This window comes from Jiangella alkaliphila, from assembly GCF_900105925.1.
Lineage (GTDB): Bacteria > Actinomycetota > Actinomycetes > Jiangellales > Jiangellaceae > Jiangella > Jiangella alkaliphila.
The window spans coordinates 5,413,807-5,437,512 of sequence record NZ_LT629791.1 but is presented as its reverse complement, the minus strand read 5'-3'; the positions used below and the strand labels follow the sequence as shown (position 1 = coordinate 5,437,512).

Below are 23,706 nucleotides of genomic sequence, written 5' to 3'. Positions count from 1 at the left end.
GCGGCCGGTGCCGGCGGCGCCGGCGGGGCGGCGCCGTCCTGGCTGAAGGAGGCGCAGCGCGACAGCCCGTGGCCGGAGCTTCGGGTCACCGTCGCCGGGTTCGGCGTGTCCGGGTACGCGGCCGCCGACACGCTGATCCAGCTCGGCGCGCAGGTCACCGTCCTGGAGGACCGCGACGGCCCGGCCGAGCAGGAGCGCGCGACGATCCTGCGCATCCTCGGTGCTCAGATCACCCTGGGACCCGGCTCGACCGCCGTCCTGCCGCCCGAGTCGCAGCTGGTCGTGACGTCGCCGGGGTGGAAGCCGTCGGCGCCGCTGCTGGCCGCCGCGGCCGCCGCCGGAGTGCCGATCTGGGGCGAGGTCGAGCTGGCCTGGCGCATCCGCGACCCCGCGACGCCGTGGCTGGTGCTGACCGGCACCAACGGCAAGACGACGACGGTGCGGATGCTGACGTCGATGCTGCGGGCGTCCGGCCTGCGCGCGGCCGCCGCCGGGAACGTCGGCGACCCGATCGTGTCGGCCGTCATGGACCCCGGCGGCCACGACGTCATCGCCGTCGAGCTGTCCAGCTACCAGCTGCACTGGACGTACTCGATGGCCGCGCGGTCGGCCGCCGTGCTCAACCTCGCGCCCGACCACGTCGACTGGCACGGCTCGATGTCGGCGTACGCGGCCGACAAGGCGCGCATCTACGCCGGCGTCGAGACCGCCTGCGTGTACAACGTCGCCGACCCGGCCACCGAGCAGATGGTGCGCGACGCCGAGGTGCGCGAGGGCGCGCGGGCGATCGGGTTCACGCTGGGCATCCCGGCGGTCGGCATGGTCGGCGTGGTCGACGAGTACCTGGTCGACCGCGCGTTCATCGCCGAACGCCAGACGTCGGCGGCCGAGCTGGCGGCGGTGTCGGACGTGCGGCCGGCCGCGCCGCACAATGTGGCGAACGCGCTGGCCGCGGCCGCGCTGGCCCGCTCGATCGGGGTGCCGCCGGTCGCCGTCCGCGACGGGTTGCGCGGCTTCGCGCCCGACCCGCACCGCATCTCGACCGTGGCCGTCGTCGACGCCGTCACCTACGTCGACGACTCCAAGGCGACCAACCCGCACGCCGCGGCGGCCTCGCTGGCCGCGTTCGACTCCGTCGTCTGGATCGCGGGCGGGCTGGCCAAGGGCGCGTCGTTCGCCGAGCTCGTCGCCGGGGTCCGGGACCGGCTGCGGGGCGTCGTCCTGCTGGGTGCGGACCGTGCGGTCATCGCCGAAGCGCTCGCACGACACGCACCGGATGTACCGGTTGTCGACGTTCCGGACACCGACAATGAGGCCATGGACCGCATCGTGGCCGCCGCCGCCGGGCTCGCCCGACCCGGCGACACCGTGCTGCTGGCGCCGGCGTGCGCGTCCATGGACATGTTCGCCAACTACGCGGCCCGGGGCGACGCCTTCGCTGATGCGGTGCGACGCCTGCCCGGTGGCCGCGCGACGCCGTGAGCACGGTCGACCAGCAGGTTCCGGCCGGCGCGGCCGGGTCCGGCGGGTCGGGGGTTGCGGGGTCGGCCGCGGGCGCGAAGCCGATGCGCCGGGCCGCCGCGGAGGCGTTGCGGAAGCTGCTGCAGCGCCCGCTGGCCTCGTACTACCTGGTGCTCTGGTCGGCCGGCCTGCTGCTCGTGCTCGGCCTGATCATGGTCTTCTCGGCGTCCAGCGTCATGTCGCGGGTGCAGTTCGGCTACCCGTACTACTTCTTCGCCCGGCAGCTGGCCTGGGTTCTCGTCGCGCTGCCGTTCGCCTGGATCGCGTCGCGGATGCCGGCCCGGCTGATCCGTCGCTTCGGCCTGCCCATGCTGATCGTCGCGGCGATGCTGCTGGCGCTGACGTTCCTGCCCGGCCTCGGCGTGACCCGCGGCGGCAACACGAACTGGCTGGACCTCGGCGGGCCGTTCCTCATCCAGCCGTCTGAGCCGGCGAAACTGGCGCTGATCATCTGGGGCGCCGGCATGTTCGCGTTGAAGGGCCGGCTGCTGACGCAGTGGAAGCACCTGTTGATCCCGTTCGTGCCGGTGTCCGGCGCCGTCGTCGCGCTGACGATCGGCCAGCGCGACCTCGGCACGGCGCTCGTGCTGATGGCGATCGTGCTGACGCTGCTGTGGGTGGTCGGGGTGCCGACGTGGCTGTTCGGCCTGGCGCTCGGGGTGGTGGGTGTGGTGGGGGCGTACTTCGTCTCCGCCTCCGAGAACCGCATGTCGCGCGTCGTCAGCTTCCTGGACCCGTTCTCGGACTTCGCCGGCACCGGATACCAGGCCGCCAACTCGATCTATGCCTTCGCCACCGGCGGCTGGTGGGGGAGCGGGCTCGGCGCGAGCCGGTTGAAGTGGGGCCAGCTGCCCGAGGCCCACACCGACTTCATCTTCTCGATCCTCGGCGAGGAGCTCGGGCTGCCCGGCGCGCTGATGGTGCTCGGGCTGTTCTTCACGCTCGGGTTCGCCGGCATCCGCATCGCCATGCGCACCACCGACACGTTCACCCGCCTGGCGGCGGCCGGCATCACCGGCTGGCTGATCGTCCAGGCGATCATCAATCTCGGCAGCGTCCTCGTCGTCTTCCCGGTCATCGGCGTGCCGCTGCCGCTGGTGTCGTACGGTGGCGCTTCCATGGTCGTCGCCATCGTCGCGGTCGGGATCCTGATGGCACTGGCCAAGGAGGAGCCCGGCGCCCGCGAGGCGCTGGCGGCCCGCAAGCAGGCACGGCGGGACCGCCGCCGGTTGAGGAGGAACCGCGGGTGAAGGTCGTCCTGGCCGGCGGCGGGACCGCCGGGCACATCGAGCCTGCCCTGGCGACCGCCGACGCGGTGCTTCGAGCCGATCCGGACGCACAGGTCACGTTGCTCGGGACCGAGCGCGGGCTGGAGGTACGTCTGGTCCCCGAGCGCGGCTACGAACTGGCGCTGATCCCGCCGGTCCCACTGCCGCGCCGCCCCACGCCCGACCTCCTGCGACTGCCCCTGCGCATCCGCGCCGCCGTCCGCCAAACCACCGAGGTGCTGCGGTCGCACCAGGCCGACGTCCTCGTCGGTTTCGGCGGCTACGTCGCGCTGCCCGCGTACGCGGCGGCGCGCCGGCTCGGCGTGCCGATCGTCGTGCACGAGGCGAACGCCAAGCCGGGCCTGGCCAACCGCATCGGCGCCCGGTTCACCTCCTTCGTCGGGGTCGCGTCGCCCGGTATCGAGCTGCCGCACGCCCAGCACGTCGGCATCCCGCTGCGCCGCTCGATCGCCCTCCTCGACCGCGACGCAGCCCGCGCCGAGGGCCGCGCCTTCTTCGGCCTCGACCCGTCGCTGCCCACGCTTCTCGTCTTCGGGGGCAGCCAGGGCGCGCGCCGGATCAACGAGGCCACCGCCGGCGCCCTCCGCACCCTGCTCGACAACGGCTTCCAGGTCCTGCACGCCGTCGGGCAAGGAAACGTGGAGGCCGCCACCAAGGCCGCCGCGGAGGCCGCCGCCGAGGCCGGCCCCCGGTACGTACCGGTGCCGTACGTCGACCGCATGGACCTCGCCTACGCAGCGGCGGACCTCGCGGTCTGCCGCGCCGGCGCGATCACCTGCGCCGAGCTGGCCGCCGTCGGGCTGCCGGCCGTCTACGTGCCGCTGCCGCACGGCAACGGCGAGCAGCGGTTCAACGCCGTCCCGACCGTCTCCGCGGGCGGCGGAGTGCTGGTCGCGGACGGTGAGCTGACCGCGTCGCGGCTGGCGGAAGAGGTGGTTCCGCTCCTGGGTGATCGGGCTCGGTTGGACGCGATGGGTGCCTCAGCGGCTACGCTCGGTCGTCGCGACGCCGACGATCGCCTGGTCGAGATGGTCCGGCGCGCGGCTGCACAGAAGAGCGTCGGAGGTTGACCACGTGATCGTCTCGCCACCGGAGCGGACCGTGCCTGCGGAAAAGCTGGGCCGGGTCCACTTCGTCGGCATCGGCGGTGCCGGCATGAGCGGCATCGCCCGCATCCTGCTCGCCCGCGGCGTGCCGGTGTCGGGCAGCGACGCCAAGGACTCGGGCGTGCTGGCCGGCCTGCGGGCGCTCGGCGCCGAGGTGCACGTCGGCCACGCCGCGTCGAACGTCGGCCTGGCCGAGACCGTCGTCGTGTCGACCGCGATCCGCGAGAGCAACCCCGAGGTCGTCGAGGCCCGGGAACGTGGCCTGCCGATCCTGCCCCGGGCCGCCGCGCTGGCGTCGGTGATGGCCGGGCGGCGCGCGATCGCCGTCGCCGGCACCCACGGGAAGACCACCACCACCTCGATGATCACGGTCGCGCTGCAGCACTGCGGCGCCGACCCGTCGTTCGCGATCGGCGGCAGCCTGAACGAGTCGGGCGCCAACGCCCACGACGGCAGCGGCGACATCTTCGTCGCCGAGGCCGACGAGAGCGACGCGTCGTTCCTGGCCTACGAACCCGAGGTGGCGATCGTCACCAACGTCGAAGCCGACCACCTCGACTTCTACGGCACCCCCGACGCCTATGAGGCGGCCTTCGACGCGTTCGTCGACTGCGTTTCCGGGTTCCTCGTCGTCTGCGCGGACGACCCGGGCGCCCGGGCGCTGGGGGAGCGGGCGGCCGGAAGGGGCGTCGTGGTGCACACGTTCGGTGAGTCGCGCGACGCCGACGTGCGGGTGACCGCGCTCGACATCGCCGGCCCGGGCGTGTCGTTCGAGCTGGTCGCCCGCGGCCGCCGACTCGAGCGGATCCAGCTGCAGCTGCCCGGCAAGCACAACGCGCTGAACGCGGCCGCCGCCTTCACCGCGGCGCTCGGCATGGGCTTCCCGGCCGGCGACGTGCTGGACGGCCTGGCCGGCTACACCGGGACCCGGCGCCGGTTCGAGCTCAAGGGCGTGGCCGGCGGGGTGCGCGTCTACGACGAGTACTCCCACCACCCGACCGAGGTGGCCGCCGCGCTGGCCGCCGCCCGCGGCGTGGCCGGGCCGGGCCGCGTCGTCGTGGTGTTCCAGCCGCACCTGTTCAGTCGCACCCGGATCTTCGCCGCCGAGTTCGGCGTCGCTCTGGGCGCGGCGGACGAGGTCATCGTCATGGACGTCTACGCCGCCCGCGAGGACCCCGAGCCCGGCGTGACCGGCGCCCTGGTGGCCGCGGGCGTGCCGCTGCCGCCGTCGCACGTCGTGTTCGAGCAGTCGTGGTCGGCGGTGCCGGAGCTGGCGGCGTCGCGGGCCGAGCCGGGCGACATCCTGCTCACCGTCGGCGCCGGCGACGTCACGCTGATCGGTCCCGAAGTGCTCGACGTGCTGGCGGCCAGGTCGCGATGAGCGTCGCGTCGCGGTCGCCCAGCGCCCAGCTCTTCGCGGCGCGGGCGCGGCGACAGCGGCTGCGACGGCTCTTCGGCGTGCTGCTGGCCCTGCTGGTCCTTGCGGTGGTGTCGGGACTCGTGTGGCTGGTCGGCTGGTCGAGTGTGCTCTCCGTGAAGTCGGTGTCGGTCGAGGGTGTTCCGTCGTCGCTGACGGACGAGGTGCTGTCGCTGGCCGAGGCGCCCGTGGGCACGCCGCTGGCCAGGGTCGACACGGACGCGATCGCGGACCGCGTCGCCGACTTGCCAGAGGCCGCGTCGGTCGACGTCCGCCGCTCCTGGCCGACGACGCTGACCATCGACGTCACGCCGCGCGAGCCGGTGGCCGCGGTGTCGGCCGACGGCTCGTGGTGGAGCGTCGACGACACCGGGGCGCTGTTCGGCGCCTCGGACTCGCGGCCGGACGGGCTGCCCGTGCTGACCGCCGCCGGCGACGACTCGTCCTCGGACGTCGACGACGCGGTGCGCGCTGCCGGGGTCACCGTCCTGACCGGCCTGCCGGCGTCGCTGTACGAGCTGGTCGACACCGTCGAGGCGCGCTCGGAGGCCGACGTCCGGCTCGGGCTCGCCGACGGCGCGGAGGTCCGCTGGGGCACCGCCGACGACATCGACCGCAAGGCCGAGGTGCTGCTGGCGCTGATCGCCGCACAGGAGGAACCGCCGTCGTCGTACGACGTGTCCGCGCCCGAGCATCCCGCCGTCAACCCCTGACGCGCGCCCGTCGCCAGCAGCCGTTGATCATGGAGAAGGTCGGGGTTCCGGGGCGCTTGGAGCCCCCTTTCTCCATGACCAACGGTGTGGGTGACTCGCCTGGGCCGGCTCAGCCGGACGGGCCGTGCGTGTCATCAGGTTCTCCGTCCGCACACCGGGCAGAGGGCGAGCACGCTCGTCCCGCCGCCCGGATCTCGTCCGAGCAGCGCGGCTGGTCGCGGTTGGGCGCAGCGACACGTCCGCTGCGCCATGGCCGCCAGCTTCTCGGCGTGCAGCGCCTTCGCGTAGCGGCGGCGTCGCTCGAGGGCGTCGCGCTCTTCGCGATGCCGGTGTTTGCGTGCCGATCGCTTGGCGAGGTCGGCCTGGACGCGGTCGCGGATGAGCCGCGCGATCTCGTCGTCGAACCCGGTTCGGGTGCGCTGGCGTGGGATGCGGCGCTCGTGCACCTCCTGGTCGTCGATGGGAAGGGTGGCGGCGGGGGCGTGGGTGTTGGTCATGGGTTCATCTCGCCAGATCGGGGAGGGTGGTGCCAGCGGGAGAACCGGAAATGTGGACAACTCGGGGAATCGATCGGGGCTGTGGACGGGGCGGCTCGGCGGCGGGCCGGGTGTCAGGCGGCCGACGGGAGCGCGCGGTCGCGCCACAGGACGGACCGCTCGGCCGTCGTCCAGGCCGTCGAGAACAGCAGGTAGAGCGCTGCCGCGAGCGGCAGGAACGCGGCCACGACGACGGTGGCGAAGGGCATGACCCGGCCGAGCCGGCCCATCATCGCCTCGATCTCGGCCGGCGAGCCGGCGGCCGACCTGGACCGCGAGCCGGACCGGCCCGAAGCCGAGGACGAGCCGGGCGCGTCGGCCGACGCAGCGGCGAGGCGGGCCGCCGAGCGGGCGGCCAGGCGCGACGACCACCAGGCGACCAGGATCAGCAGCACGAACACCGCGCCGAACACCAGCAGCTCGGCCGGCACCATGCCGGACCCGACGACGGCGAGCCAGCGGTCGCTCAGCGGCACGCCGAGCAGCGTGTGCGTGAACAGCGCGTTCGCGCCGCCGTTCAGCGTCGGCGACGAGAACAGCCGGTACAGGACCATGAAGAACGGCAGCTGCAACAGCGACGCCCCGAACCCCGCGAACGGCGACGTGCCGTTGGCGCGGTGCAGGGCAGCGAGCTCGCGGCGCAGGCGGACGGGATCGCGGCGGAAGCGTTCGCGCAGCCGCAGCTCGGCCGGGCGGACGGCCAGGCGAGCCCGGCCGGCTCGGGCGGCGCGCAGGCTCAGCGGCAGCAGCAACAGCCTGACGAGTACGACGACGAGCAGGATGGCGACGCCGGTGGCGGCGTCACCGGCCAGCGGCTCCGCAGCGGAGGAGAGGGCGAGGACGAGTTCGGAGACGGCCTGGGCAGGTGTGTCGAGAACGGAGAGCATGACGGGACCCTTCGGAACGAGTGCACGACGACGGACAGCTGAGCGGAACCAGCTGTCCGGTCGGGGCTCTCGGCCGAGGGCGGGCGGCGGCGTCGGGGTCGGTCTGGGCGATGACGACGGGCGCAGCTGCGGCGACGCGGCGCAGGCCGGGGCCGTAGCGCGGGCCGGTGGGCGGGTGGGACCGTGACGTCGCCAGCATCGCCAGCACGGTGATGAGGACGGCCAGCAGTGCGACCAGACCCGGGGCCGAGCCCAGCGGCGTCGCGAACAGGCCGGCGAGGATCGTCGCAGCGACGACCATGGCGGCGGCCGTCCAGCGGGTGAAGAGGAGGGTCATGGCGTTGCCGGCGCCGGTCGCGCCGCCGCGGGCCTGGCTGGGGCGGCCACCACGGCCACCCACACGGCGAGCGGCACGGCCACCCGCACGGCGACCCGCGGCGCCGGCCACACGGCCGTCCGCGTCGCCGCCCGCACCGGCTCCATCGCCGAGCCACCGAGTCATGGCGACCAGGGTAAGCGCACTAGGGGGTGTCTGACGGATCTTCGGCGGCGCGGATCGACGCCCAGGAACCGACCAGCTGCGTTGTCGTCGTCGCTCGATGGCACCGCATCGATCTCCTCCTCCGCCTTGCTGGACCGGCCCCTGGACGCCGCCCGCATCCACCAATATCCGTCAGACACCCCCTCGGGCGCACCGAACCCACCTGGCGGGCAATCCGTGCCGACTACGGCGTGTCTACGGGAGCCGAGCCGTCATGGCGCTTAGCGTTTCATCATCCTCAGGTTGACATAACTATAAACCTCAACTTGAGGGTGAGGGTTTGAACACGACGAAAGGCGATGTCCAGTGACTGCTCCGCAGAACTACCTCGCGGTGATCAAAGTCGTCGGCATCGGCGGCGGCGGAGTCAACGCGGTCAACCGCATGATCGAAGTCGGCCTCAAGGGCGTCGAGTTCATTGCGATCAACACCGACGCGCAGGCGTTGCTGATGAGCGACGCCGACGTGAAGCTCGACGTCGGGCGCGAGGCGACCAGGGGACTGGGCGCCGGCGCCAACCCCGACGTCGGCCGGAAGGCGGCCGAGGACCACGCCGAAGAGATCGAAGAGGTCATCAAGGGCGCCGACATGGTCTTCGTCACCGCGGGCGAGGGCGGCGGGACGGGCACCGGCGGCGCGCCCGTGGTGGCCCGCATCGCCCGGTCGCTCGGCGCGCTGACCATAGGGGTCGTGACCCGCCCGTTCATGTTCGAGGGCCGACGTCGCGCCATGCAGGCCGAGGCGGGCATCGAGGCGCTGCGCGAAGAGGTCGACACCCTCATCGTCATCCCGAACGACCGGCTGCTGTCGATCAGCGACCGCCAGGTCAGCGTGCTCGACGCGTTCAAGAGCGCCGACCAGGTGCTGCTCTCCGGTGTTCAGGGCATCACCGATCTCATCACGACGCCGGGCCTGATCAACCTGGACTTCGCCGACGTGAAGTCGGTCATGAGCAACGCCGGCTCGGCGCTCATGGGCATCGGCTCGGCCCGCGGCGAGGACCGCGCGATCGCGGCGGCCGAGATGGCGATCTCCAGCCCGCTGCTCGAGGCGTCCATCGACGGCGCGCACGGGGTGCTGCTGTCGGTGTCGGGCGGCTCCGACCTGGGGCTGTTCGAGATCAACGAGGCGGCCAACCTGGTCGCGCAGGCGGCGCACGACGACGCCAACATCATCTTCGGTGCGGTCATCGACGACGCGCTCGGCGACGAGGTCCGGGTCACCGTCATCGCGGCCGGGTTCGACGGCGGGCAGCCGACCCGCCGCGAGCTGGGCACCGTCAGGAAACCCGAATCGGCGTCCGGGGCATCCGGCCCGGCCGCCGCCGGGGGCATCGGCTCGGTCGCGACGGCCACTCCGGCCGCCTCGAGGCCGAACGCCGAGGGGGACACGGGCGGCGCCGACGGTGACGGCGCACCCGCCGCGCCGCCCGCCCCACCCCGGGAACAACGCCGCATCGTCCCGGCCACGCCCAGTGATGACGACCTGGACGTGCCCGACTTCTTGAAGTAGCACAGGCTGACGTAGTGCTCCGAGACACCAGCGCGGCCGGCCCGGTCCGGTTCGCCTTCACCGACCGGCACGACGGCGTCAGCGCGCCGCCGTACGACGAGCTCAACCTCGGCGGGCACGTCGGCGACGACCCGGCCGCCGTCAGGCGCAACCGCGAGCTGCTGGCGACGGCGATCGGCCTGGCGCCGGACGCGGTGAACTACATGAACCAGGTGCACGGCAACGCCGTCGCCGTCGTCGACGGGCCGTGGACCGGGCCCGCGCCCGAGGTCGACGCGCTGGTGACGACTCAGCCGGGGCGCGCGCTCGCCGTCCTCGTCGCCGACTGCGTGCCGGTGCTGCTGGCCGACCCGGAGGCCGGGGTCGTCGCCGTCGCGCACGCGGGCCGCCCCGGGCTGAAGGCGGGCGTCGTGCCGGCGGCCATCGCCGCGATGCGCGACCTCGGCGCCCGCAAGCTGATCGCGCGGGTCGGGCCGGCGGTCTGCGGCCGCTGCTACGAGGTCCCCGAGGCGATGCGCGCCGACGTCGCCGCCGTCGTGCCCGAGGCGTGGTCCGTCACCCGGCAGGGGACACCGGCGCTGGACGTCCCGGCCGGTGTCGTCGCACAGCTGCGTACCGCGGGCGCCGCGGTCGGCGCCGTCGCGACCTGCACGATCGAGGACGCGCACAGCTACTCCTACCGCCGTGACGGTGTGACGGGCCGGTTCGCCGGGCTGGCATGGATGAGTCAGACGTGAATGGTGTGACTGCTGCGACACGTGGGCGTGTCGCGCTGACAATCCCCGGATCCGGCCACGGCCAGGGCTAGTGTCTGGATCAACAGGGGACCGTCCACCACCTAGTCGGAGGACTTGAATGGCCGGCGCAATGCGCAAGGTTGCGGTCTACCTCGGCCTCGTGGAGGACCGAGATCGCTACGACGACGAATACACAGACGACGACTACGACGAGGCGTACGCCGACGAGTACGAGGACGCCGTCGAGGAGCCCGAGGAGCGGGCCCCCGAGCGGCGCGAACGCGAGCGGACGCCCGAGCGCGAGCACACCGCGACGGTGGCCTCGCTCGCCGACCGCCGTCCGGTCCAGGCAGTACGAAGGGCACCGGCCATGCGCGAGGCGCGCATCACGACGCTCCACCCGCGGACCTACAACGAGGCGCGCACGCTCGGCGAGCACTTCCGCGACGGCACGCCCGTCATCATGAACCTCTCCGAGATGGACGACACCGACGCCAAGCGGCTGGTCGACTTCGCCGCAGGGCTCATCTTCGGCCTGCGCGGCAGCATCGACCGGGTCACGGCGAAGGTGTTCCTGCTCACACCAGCGGACGTCAGCGTGACGGCCGAGGACAAGGCCCGCATGGTCAGCGGCGGGTTCTTCAACCAGAGCTGACCTGGGCCGGGCGTGAGCCGCAAACTCCGCGAACTCTCGCCCGGCTCGCCGTGTCCGAGTCTTCGTTCCGGCCGGACGTCGGGTAAGTTCAGGTGTTGTGTCGGCTGTGAGTCAGATTCTCTCCGCGGTGTTGTGGCTGTTCTTCATCGCCTTGTTGATCAGGCTCGTCGTCGACTGGATTCAGGTCTTCGCGCGCGAGTGGCAGCCCAAGGGGTTGGTGCTGGTCGTGCTGGAGGCCATATACACGGTGACCGACCCGCCACTGCGCGCGATTCGTCGCGTGCTGCCGCCGTTGCGGATCGGTTCGGTCGCCCTCGACCTGGCGTTCATCGTGCTCATCATCCTGGTCCAGATTCTGCTTGTTGTTGTCGGATCCCTAGGATGACGCGGTACGGTGACATTCTGCCTATGCCCACATCCGAGGTGACGCTATGCCACTGACGCCCGAGGACGTCCAGAACAAAGAGTTCACGACGGTCCGCCTGCGCGAGGGTTACGACATGCAGGAGGTCGACGAGTTCCTGGACGAGGTCGAGGCCGAGCTCGCGCGCATGCAGCGGGAGAACGACGAGCTGCGCGACAAGCTCTCCGCTGTCACGCGTGGCGGCGGAGTCGCGGCGTCGGCCGAGCCCATCCAGGCTCCGCGCCAGCCCGAGGCGCCGAAGGCTCCCGAGGCTCCGCCGTCGGCCGTGGCCGCCGCACCTGTCGGCGTCCAGCCCAGCGACGCAGCCGCCAAGGTGCTCGCGCTGGCCCAGAAGACGGCCGACGAGCTCGTGGCCGACTCCAAGGCCGAGGCCGATCGCCTCATGCACGACGCTCGGACCCGCGCCGACAAGCTCGACTCCGAGACGAAGGCGAAGGCCGCGAAGATCGAGCAGGACGCCCGGCAGCGGGCCGACTCGATCGAGCAGGAGGTGCAGAAGCGCCGGACCCAGGTCTTCGGCAAGCTCGAGTCCGACCGCGCCGACCTCGAGCACGAGCTCGAGACGCTGCGGGCGTTCGAGCGCGAGTACCGCAGCCGGCTGAAGTCGTACCTCGAACGGGAACTGCGCAAGCTCGAGACCGGCGGCGTCGACGAAGCCGACACCGGTGTGGGGCAGGTCCCCGCGGCGGCCGCGGGCGGCGGTGGACCACAGCCGTCACCGGGCGGCAACGCTCAGGCGGCGCAGACCGGCGGTTCGCTCCGCTCGGTCGCCAGCCTGCTCGACGACGAACAGCGCTGACGCAGCAAACGGAAAAGGGGCCTCAGGCCGGCGGGTGACGCCGGCCCGGGCCCCTTTCCGCGTGTCAGCTCACCCGGCGCACCCGGAAGGTCAGCCCGAGCTCGGCGTCGCCGTGTTCGGGCGCGCCGTCCAGCGCGTCCAGGCCTTCGTGGACGGACGTCGCCAGCACCTCGTCGGCCAGCAGCGCACTGTGCTCGCGCAGCGCGGCCGCCAGCTGGTCCGACGCCGACCACGCCAGCTCGATGCGGTCGGACACCTCGAAGCCGGACGACTTGCGGGCCTCCTGGACCAGCCGGACCGCCTCGCGGACCAGGCCGGCCCGGACCAGCGCGTCCGTCAGCGTGAGGTCCAGCGCGACCGTCTCGCCCTCGCGGGCGACCGCCCAGCCCTCGCGCGGCGTCTCGGTGACGACGACGTCGTCGGGCGCCAGCTCGACCTCGCCGAGCCCGTCGACCCCCACCACCGCAACACCGGACGCCTTCAGCGACGCCGCCAGCGCCGGCGCGTCGGCCGCCGCCACCGCGGCCGCCACCCGAGGGGTGTCCTTCGCGAACCGCTTGCCCAGCGACCGGAAGTTCGCCTTCGCCGACACGTCGACGAGGTCCTCACCGGCGCCGGCCTCGGCCAGCGACAGCACCGACGCCACGTTCAGCTCGTCAGCGATCTCCGCGCGCAGCTCCGGCCGCAGCGTCTCCCAGCCGCGGGCGCCGACCAGCGCGCGCGACAGCGGCTGCCGCGTCCGCACCTTCGACTCCGCCCGGGCCGCCCGGCCCAGCTCGACCAGCCGCCGCGTCAGCGACACCTCGGCCCGCAGCGCCTCGTCGATCAGTGAATCGTCCGCCTCCGGCCAGGTCGCCGCGTGCACCGACGTCACGGCGTCCGGGACGGCCGGCACGACGAGGTCCTGCCAGACCCGCTCGGTGACGAACGGCACCATCGGCGCCATCAGGCGGGTGAGCGTCTCGACGCACTCGTGCAGCGTCGCCAGCGCGGCCGGGTCGCCGTCCCAGAACCGCCGCCGCGACCGGCGCACGTACCAGTTCGAGAGATCGTCGACGAACGCCGTCAGCTTCGCCCCGGCGGCCTGCGTGTCGAAGCCGTCCATCGCGGCATCGACGTCGCGGACCAGCCGGTGCAGCTCGGACAGCGCCCAGCGGTCGAGGACGGGCCGCGACTCCACCGGCGGCGCCGAACCGTCGCCCGGCCGCCAGCCCGCCGTGCGCCCGTACAGCGACAGGAACGAGGCGGTGTTCCAGTAGGTCAGCAGCACCTTGCGGACGATCTCCTGCAGGCCGGCGTCGCCGACCCGGCGCGGCAGCCACGGCGAGCCGCTGGCCAGCATGAACCAGCGGACGGCGTCGGCGCCGTGCTCGTCCATCAGCGGGATCGGCTCGACGATGTTGCCCAGGTGCTTGCTCATGCGCCGGCCGTCCTCGGCCAGGATCAGCCCCAGGCAGAGGACGTTCTCGTACGACGAGCGGTCGAAGACCAGCGTGCCGATGGCCATCAGCGTGTAGAACCAGCCCCGCGTCTGGTCCAGCGCCTCGCTGATGAACTGGGCCGGGTACGACTTCTCGAACGCCTCCGCGCTTCCGGGCGCGTACGGGTAGCCGACCTGCGCGAACGGCATCGCGCCGGAGTCGTACCAGACGTCGATGACGTACGGCTCGCGGCGGAACGTGCCGGCCACGCCGGGCAGCGTGAACGTGACGTCGTCGACGTAGGGCCGGTGCGGGTCCAGCTCGGAGACGTCCTGCCCGGACAGCTCCGAGAGCTCGGCCAGCGACGCCACGCACACCATGCGCGACGGGTCGTTGTCGTTGCGCCAGATCGGCAGCGGCGTGCCCCAGTACCGGTTCCGCGACAGCGCCCAGTCGACGTTGCCGCGCAGCCACTCGCCGTAGCGGCCCCACTTGATCGTCTCGGGGTACCAGGTGGTGCGCTCGTTCTCACGCAGCAACGCGTCCTTGATCTGCGTCGTGCGGATGTACCAGGACGGCTGCGCGTAGTAGATCAGCGGCGTGTGGCAGCGCCAGCAGTGCGGGTACTCGTGCTCGTACGGGACGTGCTTGAACAGCACGCCGCGGTGCTCGAGGTCGTTGACGAGGTCGGCGTCGGCGTGCTTGAAGAACTGGCCGCCGACCAGCGGGACGTCCTCGGCGAACGTGCCGTTCGAGCGCACCGGGTTGACCACCGGCAGGCCGTAGCGGCGGCACACCCGCAGGTCGTCGGCGCCGAACGCGGGCGACTGGTGCACCAACCCGGTGCCGTCCTCGGTGGTGACGTAGCCGTCGACCACGACGAAGTGGGCGTCGGGGATGTCGACCAACTCGAACGGGCGCTGGTACGTCCACCGCTCCATCTCCGCGCCGGTGAACGACGACACCACGTCGGCGTCGTCGCCCAGCACCGTCGCCAGCAGCGGCTCGGCCAGCACGAGCAGCTCGGACGACCCAGCGGCGCGCGCCGCGACGTACGTGACGTCGGGGTGCGCGGCGACCGCGGTGTTCGACACCAGCGTCCACGGCGTCGTCGTCCACACCAGCAGCGACGCCTGGCCGGCCAGCGGGCCGCCGGTCAGCGGGAAGCGCACGAAGACGGACGGGTCGACGACGGTCTCGTAGCCCTGTGCCAGCTCGTGCGACGACAGCGCCGTCTCGTCGCGCGGGCAGTACGGCGAGACCCGGTAGTCCTCGACCAGCAGGCCCTTGTCGAAGATCTGCTTGAGCGACCACCACACGCTCTGCACGTAGGACGGGTCCATCGTGCGGTACGCCTGCGAGAGATCGACCCAGTAGCCCATGCGCTCGGTGAGCTGCTCGAACGCGTCGACGTGACGGAGCACCGACTCGCGGCACCGGGCGTTGAACTCGGCGACGCCGTACGCCTCGATGTCGCTCTTCGCCTCGAAGCCGAGCTCCTTCTCGACGGCGATCTCGACCGGCAGGCCGTGGCAGTCCCAGCCGGCCCGACGGGGCACGTGGTAGCCCTTCATCGTCCGGTAGCGCGGGAAGACGTCCTTGATCGCGCGAGCCTCGATGTGGTGGGTGCCGGGCATGCCGTTGGCGGTGGGCGGACCCTCGTAGAAGGTCCACTGCGGGCGGCCTTCGCTGTTCTTCAGCGTCTGCGCGAACACGTCGTTGTCGCGCCAGAACGCGAGGACGTCGTGCTCCAGCGCCGGCAGGTCGACCTGGGCGGGCACCTCGCGGTAGCCGGTGGGGTCGGTCATCTCGTCTCTCGAATCCTCCGTCGTTTCGTGCTCCGACGGAGGGACGAGGCGGACCCCGCGGTACCACCCTCCTTGACCAGCACCGGCTGGTCCGCTTCGTTCGTCGCGGCCGGTTCTAGTGAGCGCCCGACGGCGCCGTTCTTCCGGCTGCTCAGGGGTGATGGCCCCGTCAACGCCTGCTCGCGACGAACCCAGTGTACGCCGGGCGGCGCAGCCGGGAGCGATCTATCCTGGGGCCCGTGCGCGTGACCATCCGGGTGCGGCCGGGCGCCTCCCGGACGGCCGTGGGCGGCCGGTACGCCGACGCGCTCGTCGTCGCCGTGCAGGCGCGGGCCGTCGACGGCGCCGCCACCAAGGCCGCGCTGGACGCCCTGGCAGACGCCCTGGGAATACGCCGGAGGGAGGTGACGTTGCTCACCGGAACCACCAGCAGGACCAAGACTGTCGAGGTCCCGGACGCGGCAGCGTCGCGGCTGGCAGATCTCATGCGCGAGGCGGATTGATGACGGACCGGTCACGATCTATCCTCACGGCAACTGGCCCCAACTTTATTTCGCAGCGGTGACCAGTGCAGGGGTGGGCAGGGCAAACGGGGGAACGGAAGGGTGGCGAGGCAGATGCCGGGTGCGAAGGCGAAGGTGGACACCATGGCCGGAAACAGCAAGGTCGAGGCCGCTGAGGCGGCCGCTCTGGTGGTCCGCGAAGACGAGGACCCGTGGAGCGAGGCCGAGCTCACTGAGGTCCGCGACCTGTTGAACGCCGACTCCGTGCGCCTGCGCGAGGAGATCGAGGATGCCGAGGCCGACATCGCCGACCTGCTGCGCAGCGGCGACACCGGCGGCGAGGACCAGGCCGACACCGGGACCAAGACGTTCGAGCGCGAGCACGAGATGTCGCTCGCGGCCAGCCACCGCGACATGCTGAGCCAGACGGCGCGGGCGCTGGGCCGCATCGAGAACGGCACCTACGGCATCTGCGAGAACTGCGGCAACCCCATCGGCAAGGCCCGCTTGCAGGCATTCCCGCGGGCCACACTGTGCATGACGTGCAAGCAGAAGCAGGAGCGCCGCTGACGGACGGAGGGCGCCGCCGCACCGGCGTCCTCCTGGCCGTGGCCGCCGCCGTGCTCGCGGCCGACCAGCTCACGAAGATCCTGGCGGTCGCGCTGCTCGATCCGGGGCGGGCGGTCCAGGTCGTCGGCGAGGTCGTGCAGTTGCGCCTCATCCGCAACCCGGGCGCCGCGTTCAGCCTGGCCACGAACATGACGCCGGTGCTGACGGTGGTCGCGATCGTGGTCGTGCTGGTGATCGTGGCGGTCAGCCGCCGGGTGGCGCACCGCGGCTGGGCGGTGGCGCTCGGCGCGGTGCTGGGCGGCGCGCTCGGCACCCTCACCGACCGCATCTTCCGCATGCCCGGCGCGTTCCGCGGCCACGTCGTCGACTTCGTCGAGCTGCCGAACTGGCCGGTCTTCAACCTCGCCGACACCGCCATCGTCACCGGCGCGGTGCTGGTGGCCGTGCTCAGCGTCCGCGGCGTCCCGCATGACGGCGTCAGGCGCGACGCCCCGGCTCGTGAGGAGGCGGCCGCCGCGTGAGCGAGCACCGCAGCCTCCCCGTCCCCGACGGCCTGGAGGGCGAGCGCCTCGACGCCGCCCTGGCCCGGCTGTTCGGGCTGTCGCGCAGCAAGGCCGCCGCGCTGGTCGAGGACGGCCACGTCGTCGTCGACGGCGACGTCGCGCTCAAGTCGACCCGCGTGCGAGGCGGATCCTGGCTCGAGGTCGAGATCCCGGCGCCGCCCGCGCCCGTCCAGGTCGTCCCCGAGCGGGTCGAGGGCATGCGCATCGTCCACGACGACCCCGACGTCGTCGTGGTCGACAAGCCGGTCGGCGTCGCGGCGCACCCCAGCCCCGGGTGGACCGGCCCGACCGTCATCGGCGGCCTGGCCGGCACCGGGTTCCGCGTCTCCACCAGCGGCGCGGCCGAGCGGCAGGGCATCGTCCACCGGCTCGACGTCGGCACCAGCGGGCTCATGGTGGTGGCGAAGTCCGAACGCGCCTACACGTCGCTGAAGCGGCAGTTCAAGGAGCGGACGGTCGACAAGGTCTACCACGCGCTGGTCCAGGGCCACCCCGACCCGTCCCGCGGCACCGTCGACGCCCCCATCGCCCGGCACCCCGACCACGACTACAAGTGGGCGGTCGTGGCCGGCGGCAAGGACAGCGTCACGCATTACGAGACGCTCGAGGCGTTCCCCGCCGCCAGCCTGCTGGAGATCCACCTGGAGACCGGGCGGACGCACCAGATCAGGGTGCACCTCAGCGCGCTACGGCACCCGTGCGTCGGCGACCTCACCTACGGCGCCGACCCCACCCTGGCCGCCCGGCTCGGGCTGACGCGGCAGTGGCTGCACGCCAAGCGGCTCGGCTTCGAGCACCCCGGGACGGGGGAGTGGGTGGAGTTCTCGTCGGACTACACCGACGACCTCCAGCACGCCCTCGACGTCATCCGGCCGACGTAGCGGGCAGGATGTTCTGGTTGACCCGGAACAGGTTGGCCGGGTCGTACTGCGCCTTGACCCTCGCCAGCCGCTCGTAGTTGCCCCGGTAGCTGGCCCGGACCCGCTCCTGGCCCTCGTCCATCATCATGTTCACGTAGGCGCCACCCGCCGAGTACGGGTGCAGCGCCTCCTGGTAGCCGACCGACCACGCGCCGATGCGCTCGGCGTTGGCCGGGTCCGCGTCCACACCGGCGAAGACGGAGCCCCAGAGCGCGTCGCGGTAGCTCCAGGCGGTGTCGGTGGACGCGGCGTCGTGGGCGGCGCCGTCGATCGGGTACAGGTGCATCGTCGACTTCCAGCTGGGCAGCTGGGCGGCGAAGTCGGCGTGGATCGCGACGGCCTCGTCCGGGATCTCCTTGACGAAGTCCGCGCGCCAGTACCACTGGTCGCCGGGCGGGTAGAGGCCGTCGAAGGCGCTCTGCAGCACCGGGTGCGGCATCGGCGCCGGTGCGTGCAGCAGCGGCTCGGGCAGCGCGGCCAGCAGCGGCGCCATGTCGGCGGCGGCCTGCTCGGGTGAGCCGACGTGGCACCAGACGACGCCGCAGATCGGGCGCAGGTGCAGCTCCTCGGGGAACGGCGGCGCCGGCGGCACGGCCCCGACCAGGAAGAACCCGTTCAGCTCGCGCGGCGCCGCCGGCAGGAAGTCGCGGTAGGCCGACAGCACCTCGGCGGTCTGCTCGACCGGCCAGAACGTCGGGCCGGCGACGACGGTGTCCAGCTCGTGCAGCCGGAACAGGAACGACGTCACGACGCCGAAGTTGCCGCCTCCGCCGCGGACGGCCCAGAAGAGGTCGGGGTGCTCGGCCGCGCTGGCCGACACGCGCTCGCCGTCGGCCAGCACCATCTCGACCTCGAGCAGGTTGTCGATGGCCAGGCCGAACGCCCTGGTCAGGTGGCCGAGGCCGCCGCCGAGCGTCAGGCCGCCGACCCCCGTCGTCGAGATGATCCCGCTCGGCGTGGCCAGGCCGTAGGCGTTGGTCGCGCGGTCGACCTCACCCCAGGTGCAGCCGCCCCCGACCCTGGCCGTCCGGGCCTCGGGGTCGACGGTGATGTCGCGCAGGTCGCCGAGGTCGATGACGACGCCGTCGTCACAGACCCCCAGGCCGCCCCCGTTGTGGCCACCGCCGCGCACCGCGAGCAGCAGCTCGTGCTCGCGCGCGAAGCGGACGACCCGCGCGACGTCGTCGGCGTCGGCGACCCGCGCGATCAGCGCCGGACGCCGGTCGATCATGGCGTTGTAGACCTTGCGGGCCTCGTCGTAGCCGGCGTCCTCCGGCCCGGTCAGGCGGCCGCGGACGTCGGTGAGCTCGCGGTGCGCGACACGTCCGGTCTCGATGGCGGTGCTCATGGTTCCCCCCGTGGTTCGGTCGTTCGGACGCCCGGACGGTGCCAGATCCCGTTGCGGTGGCGTTGCGGCCGGCTCTTGACCGGCGTGCACGGGAGGAGTACGACCTGGTGACAAGGGGGGTGGACGCGGCGGACGGGGCTGAGCTGCAGGTGCGCCTGGCCGGCGGGCTGACCGTGCTGCGCGCGGGCCGGACGCTGGCGGCCGGCGAGGTGGGCGACCGCAAGGGCCGGACGCTGCTGGCGCTGCTGGCCGTCGCGGGCGGCGGGCTGGTCGCGGCCGACCGGATCGTCGACGCGCTGTGGGGCGAGCCGGCGCCGCGGCGGCCGGCGGCGAGCGTCGCGACGCTGGTGAGCCGGCTGCGTGCCGCCCTGGGACCGGACGTGGTGGCCGGCGGCCGGTCCGGCTACCGGCTCGGCGACGGCGTGCAGGTCGACCTGCACCGGGCGGCGGACCTGGTCACGGAGGCCGAGGCGCGGCTGGCGACCGCGGAGCCGGCGCTGGCCCTGGCCGCCGCCGAGGCCGCGCTGGACCTCGTCGGCACGGCGCCGCTGCTCGCCGACGAGGCCGACGCGCCGTGGGCCGCGGCGGGCCGGCGGCAGCAGGCGGAGGTGGTCGGACGGGCCCGCGCCGTCGCGGCCGAGGCGGGCCTGCGGACCGGTGACGTCACGGCGGCGCTCGCCGCGGCGGAGGCGGCGGCCGAGGCCGACCCGCTGGACGAACGCCCGGCCCGGGCGCTGATGCGGGCCTACGACGCCGCCGGCGAGCCGGCCCGCGCGCTGGCCGTGTTCGAGCGGCTGCGGGCCGGACTCGCCGCCGAGCTGGGCATCGACCCGGCGCCGTCGACCCGGGAGCTGCACGTCGCGATCCTGCGCCAGCGGGCGGCGCCGGCGGCAGCTGGTCCAGCGCCGGCTGCGCCTGGTTCGGCGTCGGCGCCGGCTGCCGCGAGCGCCCGGCTGACCGGCCGCGACGCCGAGCTCACCCGGCTGACCCGGTCGTGGGAGCGGGCCGTCGCGGGCGACGGCGGGCTCGTGCTGCTGGCCGGCGAGGCCGGGATCGGCAAGACCGCGCTGGCCGACGAGCTCGCGCGGCTGGCCCGGCGGACCGGCGGCCGCACGCTGGAGGCGCGCTGCTACGACGTCGAGCGCTCGCTGTTCCTGCAGCCGGTGGCCGAGGCGCTGGGCCGGCTGGTCACGCGGTTGCCGGCGCCCGTGCTGCGGCAGGCCGCGGCGGACCGGGCCGGCGCCCTGGCCGCGCTGGTGCCGGAGGTCGCGTCGCTGCTGGGCGAGCCGCCGCCGGAACGGCGCAGCGCGGCGGCCGAGCGCCGCCGGGTCTACGACGCGGTGGTCGTGTTCCTGCGCCGGCTGGCCGACCGGCAGCCCACCGTGTTCGTCATCGACGACCTGCACAACGCCGGCGCGGCCACCGTCGAGCTGCTGCACTACCTGGGCCGGCACGCCGCCGGCGGCCGACTGCTGGTGGTCGGGACCGTCCGTGCGCACGAGGGCGAGCAGGTCCTGGCAACGCTGGCGGGTGTGGCCGAGCGGCTCGACGTCGGCCCGCTCGCCGAGACGGCGATCGCGCGGCTGGCCGCCGAGGCGGGCCAGGAGGCGCACGGCGCGGAGATCGCCCGGCGCACGCGCGGCCACACGCTGTTCGTGGTCGAGACGCTGCGCGCGCTGGCCGCCGGGGAGGAGGGGATCCCGGACTCGCTGCGCGCCAGCGTCATGGCCCGGGTGCGGCGCGCCGGCGACCAGGCCGCTGAGCTGCTGCACGCCGCCGCGGTGCTCGGGTCGTCGTTCACGCCGGCGATGCTGGCCGGCCTGCTCGACGTCAGCCTCCAGGAGGCGGCCCGGCGCTGCCACCGGATCCTGCCGACGCGGCTGCTCGTGGTGGCGGGCCGCTCGTACGAGTTCGAGAACGACCTCGTCCAGGAGACGCTCTACGCGGCCACGCCGCAGCCGACCAGGGTCGCGTACCACTTGCGCGCGGCCGACGTCATGGACGGCAATCCGGAGGCGGTCGGCTGGCACGCCGGCGCGGCGGGCGACTGGGCCCGGGCGGCGCCGGGCTGGCTGGCCGCGGGGGAGCAGGCGCTGCACCGGTACGCCGTCGGCGACGCCGAGGCACTGCTGAGCCAGGCCATCGAGGCGGCCCGCCATTCCGGTGACGTCGAGCTCGACGGCCGGGCGCACCTGGCCAGGGGCCGGGCGCGTGAGGCGATGTATCGGTACGACGCGGCGGTGGCCGACCACTCCGAGGCGCTGCGGGCGGCGCGCGTGGCCGGCGACCGGAACCTGGAGATGCGGGCGCTGCGCCAGCTGGGCGGCCCGGCCTGGGCCGGCGGCGGGCGCCCGGTCGCCGAGGGGATGGTCCACCTGGAGAAGAGCCTCCAGCTGGCCCAGGAGCTGGGGGACCGGCCGGCGGAGTCCGAGCTGCTGGCCTGGCTGTCGGTGCTCTCGGCCGGGCGGCTGCGGTTCGCCGACGCGCTCGGGTACGGACGGCGGGCGCTGGCGCTGGCCCGCGTCATCGGCGACGACGACACGCTGGCCCTGGCGCTGGACGGGCTGAAGACGGCGTACGCCTACCAGGGCGAGGTGCGCGAGCTGGACGGCGTGCTGGACGAGCTGGAGCCGCTGTGCCGCCGGTCCGGCGACCTCTGGCTGCTGCAGTGGTGCGTGTTCGAGTCGGCCTTCCCCGCGATCGCGCGCGGCGACTGGGACACCGCCACCGAACGCGTCGAGGAGGCGCTGACGGTCAACCGGCGCAGCGGCTACAGCGGCTACGAGTCGTGGTACGTGTCGAACCTCGGCTGGATCGCCCGTCTGCGCGGCCGGTACGACGACGCCGTCAGGCACGGCCGCCGGTCCCTGACGCTCGAGGCGCACGCCTGGTTCAGCGCGTCCAGCCTGGCCACCTACGCGACGACCCTGCTCGAGCTGGGCGAGACACCCCAGGCCGTCGCGCTGCTGGAGCGTGGCCTCGCGGTGGCCGGCCGGCACCGCACCGAGGCCTACCGGCTGCCCTGCCTGGCAGCTCTGGCCGCGGCGACCGGCTCGCGCGACCTGCTCGACGAGGCCGACGCGATGGTCCGGGCGATCAGCGCGCCGCCCGGGTCCGCCTGGCTGTACGGCGCGGACAGCTATGTGGCCCTGGCCCGGGCCTGGCTGCGCCGCGGCGACCCCCGCGCGGCGGCAGAGGTGCTCGCACCGCTGACGGCCGCCGCGGACCGGACCGGCTGGATCGCCCCGCTGGCGGCGGCCCGGTCGGTCGCGGCCGCCTGCGCTGAGGCGCTCCGCCTGCCCTGACCCGCCCGCCGTCGGCCGGCCAGCCTGGAACCCGCCCCACCCACGGAAGTTGATCATGGAGAAGGTCGGCTTCCCGGGCGCCTCGGACCCGCCTTTATCCATGATCATCAACGGTTTGGGGCGCGAGGAGGCGTCTCGGTATGTGACGCGGGCGGTCCGAGGGGTGGACACGGCGCGGGAGCCGCCGGTACGGTCGTCGCCATGCGAACGTCCCTCGTCTTTACCGAGCCGGCCCGGGTGGCCGGCCGCGTCGAGGCGTAGCGCGGCCTTCCTCCGAGTCGGCTCACGAGGCTTCAGGCATCGGCCTGGGGCCTCTCGTCATGTGGCCCCGAGCGGCCGGTTCCTCCCAGCGGACGGCTGCTCACGACACAGGAGCATCCCGTGACCGCAACCCCGCACCCCGGCGCCGGCGCCGCGACCCGCAACGGCGTCCCGGCCCACCCCAGCGCCGCCACGCCGGCCCGGCCGTTCGCCGCATCGTTCGCCGCGCCGTTCGGCGGGCCGGTGCCGCCCGTCGTCGCACCCACTGGCGCCGGCGGCGACCTCGACCACGACGCCGTCCCGGCCGGCTCCGTCACGTTCGTCGACGGCGCCGACCCGGGGGCGATCGCCGGGGCGCGCCGGCACGGGCGTCCGGTCGTCGCGAATCTGGGGGAGCGGCCGGAGCTGGCCGCGGCCGCCGTCGCCGCCGGGGCGGACGGGCTGTGGCTGGAGGCGTCCGGCGCCGCGGCCGCGGGTCAGGCCCGTGAGGCGGCCGCCCGCATCGCGCCGCTGGTCCGGTCCGCCGTCCCCGGCACGCTGGCCGACTGCCGCGCGGCCATCGACGCCGTCGACGCGGCGCTGGCGACGCTGCTGGAGCACCGGGTCGCGCTGGCCGGACGGGTGCAGCGGCTCAAGCCCGTGGGTGGCCGGGCCGGACGCGACCCTCAGCGCGAGGCGGCCATCGTCGCCGCGATGGCCGAGCGCGCGCCGTCGCTGCCGCCGGAGTCGCTGGCCCGGGTCGTGACGGCGATCATCGAGGCCGGGCTCGACGCGGCGGAACGGGACGAGTCGGACGAACCGCCCGTCTGGCGGTTGTGAGCCGCCTCTCGTCGGAGTGGCACCCGGACGCTGTCGGAGCCGCGGCATAAG

At 73.7% G+C, this 23,706-nt stretch carries 20 protein-coding genes; 16 read left to right on the top strand and 4 right to left on the bottom strand.

Features of this window, described 5'->3' with window-relative positions:
* The first annotated feature begins 42 nt into the window (after positions 1-42).
* Genes murD through BLV05_RS24855 form a run of 5 tightly spaced genes read left to right on the top strand, consistent with a single transcriptional unit; the run spans position 43 to position 6,046 of the window.
* Positions 43-1,482 (top strand): UDP-N-acetylmuramoyl-L-alanine--D-glutamate ligase, encoded by a 1,440-nt coding sequence (murD, locus tag BLV05_RS24875; RefSeq protein ID WP_046767752.1) that lies wholly within the window; start codon positions 43-45, stop codon positions 1,480-1,482.
* Complete coding sequence (gene ftsW / locus BLV05_RS24870) at positions 1,479-2,771, top strand: putative lipid II flippase FtsW (protein WP_082155058.1); 1,293 nt, start codon at positions 1,479-1,481, stop codon at positions 2,769-2,771. Before murD ends, ftsW begins: the two co-directional genes overlap by 4 nt.
* Positions 2,768-3,880, top strand: coding sequence for an undecaprenyldiphospho-muramoylpentapeptide beta-N-acetylglucosaminyltransferase (murG, locus tag BLV05_RS24865; protein ID WP_046767671.1), 1,113 nt, complete (start codon positions 2,768-2,770; stop codon positions 3,878-3,880). Before ftsW ends, murG begins: the two co-directional genes overlap by 4 nt.
* Before the next feature lie 4 nt (positions 3,881-3,884).
* A complete protein-coding gene (murC, locus tag BLV05_RS24860) occupies positions 3,885-5,297 on the top strand; it encodes a UDP-N-acetylmuramate--L-alanine ligase (RefSeq protein WP_046767672.1) in 1,413 nt (470 codons plus the stop codon).
* Positions 5,294-6,046, top strand: coding sequence for a cell division protein FtsQ/DivIB (locus BLV05_RS24855; protein WP_046767673.1), 753 nt, complete (start codon positions 5,294-5,296; stop codon positions 6,044-6,046). The genes murC and BLV05_RS24855 overlap by 4 nt, the downstream gene beginning before the upstream one ends.
* 134 nt (positions 6,047-6,180) lie before the next feature.
* Here BLV05_RS24855 and BLV05_RS24850 read toward each other — a convergent pair whose 3' ends face one another.
* Positions 6,181-6,543: a hypothetical protein gene (locus BLV05_RS24850; RefSeq protein WP_046767674.1), complete on the bottom strand. Its 363-nt coding sequence runs from the start codon at positions 6,541-6,543 to the stop codon at positions 6,181-6,183.
* 113 nt (positions 6,544-6,656) lie between these two features.
* The gene (yidC, locus tag BLV05_RS24845; protein WP_046767675.1) at positions 6,657-7,469 is read right to left on the bottom strand and encodes a membrane protein insertase YidC; all 813 of its coding nucleotides are present in this window, start codon (positions 7,467-7,469) and stop codon (positions 6,657-6,659) included.
* An 847-nt stretch (positions 7,470-8,316) separates the two neighbouring features.
* On the opposite strand from yidC, the gene ftsZ reads away from it, so the two are divergent.
* From ftsZ to BLV05_RS24820, 5 genes are all read left to right on the top strand, one after another.
* Positions 8,317-9,522, top strand: a complete 1,206-nt coding sequence (gene ftsZ / locus BLV05_RS24840; RefSeq protein ID WP_046767676.1) for a cell division protein FtsZ — start codon at positions 8,317-8,319, stop codon at positions 9,520-9,522.
* Between the two features lie 14 nt (positions 9,523-9,536).
* The gene (gene pgeF, locus BLV05_RS24835; protein WP_046767677.1) at positions 9,537-10,259 is read left to right on the top strand and encodes a peptidoglycan editing factor PgeF; all 723 of its coding nucleotides are present in this window, start codon (positions 9,537-9,539) and stop codon (positions 10,257-10,259) included.
* A 118-nt stretch (positions 10,260-10,377) separates the two neighbouring features.
* The gene (locus tag BLV05_RS24830) at positions 10,378-10,914 is read left to right on the top strand and encodes a cell division protein SepF (protein WP_046767678.1); all 537 of its coding nucleotides are present in this window, start codon (positions 10,378-10,380) and stop codon (positions 10,912-10,914) included.
* A 106-nt stretch (positions 10,915-11,020) separates the two neighbouring features.
* Complete coding sequence (locus BLV05_RS24825) at positions 11,021-11,299, top strand: YggT family protein (protein ID WP_197683307.1); 279 nt, start codon at positions 11,021-11,023, stop codon at positions 11,297-11,299.
* Between the two features lie 46 nt (positions 11,300-11,345).
* A complete protein-coding gene (locus BLV05_RS24820) occupies positions 11,346-12,137 on the top strand; it encodes a DivIVA domain-containing protein (protein WP_052762267.1) in 792 nt (263 codons plus the stop codon).
* Positions 12,138-12,201: 64 nt separating this feature from the next.
* Here the strand turns inward: BLV05_RS24820 and ileS are convergent, their stop codons facing one another.
* Positions 12,202-15,366, bottom strand: a complete 3,165-nt coding sequence (gene ileS / locus BLV05_RS24815; protein WP_046767680.1) for an isoleucine--tRNA ligase — start codon at positions 15,364-15,366, stop codon at positions 12,202-12,204.
* 239 nt (positions 15,367-15,605) lie between these two features.
* Here ileS and BLV05_RS24810 point away from each other — a divergent pair, with 239 nt between their 5' ends.
* The 4 genes from BLV05_RS24810 to BLV05_RS24795 all read left to right on the top strand — a co-directional run bounded on the left by BLV05_RS24810 (position 15,606) and on the right by BLV05_RS24795 (position 17,883).
* On the top strand, positions 15,606-15,869 hold the full coding sequence (locus BLV05_RS24810; protein ID WP_046767755.1) for a DUF167 domain-containing protein: 264 nt from the start codon (positions 15,606-15,608) through the stop codon (positions 15,867-15,869).
* Positions 15,870-16,013: 144 nt separating this feature from the next.
* Entirely contained in the window at positions 16,014-16,439 is a 426-nt protein-coding gene (locus BLV05_RS24805) for a TraR/DksA family transcriptional regulator (RefSeq protein WP_197683306.1), read from the top strand.
* Positions 16,412-16,960, top strand: a complete 549-nt coding sequence (gene lspA, locus BLV05_RS24800; RefSeq protein ID WP_160312722.1) for a signal peptidase II — start codon at positions 16,412-16,414, stop codon at positions 16,958-16,960. The genes BLV05_RS24805 and lspA overlap by 28 nt, the downstream gene beginning before the upstream one ends.
* Entirely contained in the window at positions 16,957-17,883 is a 927-nt protein-coding gene (locus BLV05_RS24795; RefSeq protein ID WP_046767683.1) for an RluA family pseudouridine synthase, read from the top strand. Before lspA ends, BLV05_RS24795 begins: the two co-directional genes overlap by 4 nt.
* On the opposite strand, the gene BLV05_RS24790 is transcribed toward BLV05_RS24795, so the two are convergent.
* Positions 17,867-19,270, bottom strand: a complete 1,404-nt coding sequence (locus BLV05_RS24790) for an FAD-binding oxidoreductase (RefSeq protein WP_046767684.1) — start codon at positions 19,268-19,270, stop codon at positions 17,867-17,869. The two genes, BLV05_RS24795 and BLV05_RS24790, sit on opposite strands and share 17 nt — an antisense overlap.
* A gap of 107 nt (positions 19,271-19,377) precedes the next feature.
* Here BLV05_RS24790 and BLV05_RS24785 point away from each other — a divergent pair, with 107 nt between their 5' ends.
* Both BLV05_RS24785 and BLV05_RS37145 read left to right on the top strand, forming a co-directional pair.
* Complete coding sequence (locus BLV05_RS24785; protein ID WP_160312723.1) at positions 19,378-22,575, top strand: ATP-binding protein; 3,198 nt, start codon at positions 19,378-19,380, stop codon at positions 22,573-22,575.
* Between the two features lie 381 nt (positions 22,576-22,956).
* Positions 22,957-23,655 (top strand): chorismate mutase, encoded by a 699-nt coding sequence (locus BLV05_RS37145; RefSeq protein ID WP_197683305.1) that lies wholly within the window; start codon positions 22,957-22,959, stop codon positions 23,653-23,655.
* Positions 23,656-23,706: the final 51 nt, after the last annotated feature.